Annotated in this window: 1 protein-coding gene; it reads left to right on the top strand. The window is 56.7% G+C overall.

Annotation, left to right across the window (positions count from 1 at the left end):
• Positions 1–276 precede the first annotated feature (276 nt).
• Positions 277–994: hypothetical protein (locus M7Q83_RS14065; RefSeq protein ID WP_298340254.1), on the top strand; the 718-nt coding region annotated here is incomplete at its 3' end.

Genomic DNA, 994 nt, shown 5'->3' with positions numbered 1-994 from the left:
GGGTATGCAGGAGCAGGCTGCAGTCCGCTTTCGGGTGATGGCGTCGGGAAGCTATACCCGCAGACCGTGACGGTGAAGGGTCCTGGTAACACAACTGATGGTTATTGTGCGATCAGCACGAGCGGAGAGTTGCCAACTAGTGAATCGCTTGACCAGGCATCCAGTACATCGAGACCCAGTACTGGCGTTCCGGTGGAGGTGGTGATCAACCCAACAACTAGCACTAAAACGTATACCACATCGAGTGGATTGTCAGTTCCCCCTGGTGATTATGGTGTGGAGGTTACGCCATACGGTGCTACCACTCCCGTGCAACGAAGTGGGCTGCTGCCAACATACGAAGCCTCGAACTCGTCGTCTGAGTATTGCTCAACCACTGATTCGAGTGTCTGTCTGCCAGCGAGTTGGGTTAACCCGACCACTGGACTTCCTTATCAGCTGACCTTTGGATGGACTGCGTCCACTGGTGGTGGCAATGAATACCACGAGATCAACAACGTTGTAGTCGACTCGGTAACCCCAGCCCCGGTTCTTGGTCTTGGTATTACGAACACCGCTACCAACGGTGATGTGCAGGCGGGCGGCAAGACCAACTTCGTGTTTTCGCCAAGTGTTGCTCTCGGATCTGGTGCTCAGGAGTCGTCAGCTCCAACCCTACAGGGTGCGTTCCCGGCCGACGTGACCCCGGACTACAACAAGATCAGCACGACAGACTGGAACTGCAGCAGTTCTCAGGGCCAAACCTTAGATTGCACCTATACTGGCTCGGTTCCGATTACGAGCAGCGAATCCTTGCCAACGATCACCGTTCCGGTCACGGTGTCTGGTCAGGCAGCGACTGGGTCGTCTCTCACGGTCGATGGAACACTCTCGTCGAACGACGCATTGCCAGTCAATGCTTCTTCGGCGGTTACTGTCGTGGCTCCCACCCCCGTCACAACCCCAGTCGTGGACACCCCGTCCACCCCCTCCCTCCCCCTCACCAAGACCGAGG

Origin of the sequence: Ferrimicrobium sp., assembly GCF_027364955.1 — a bacterium.
Taxonomy (GTDB): domain Bacteria; phylum Actinomycetota; class Acidimicrobiia; order Acidimicrobiales; family Acidimicrobiaceae; genus Ferrimicrobium.
This window is presented reverse-complemented; position numbering and strand designations above follow the sequence as displayed.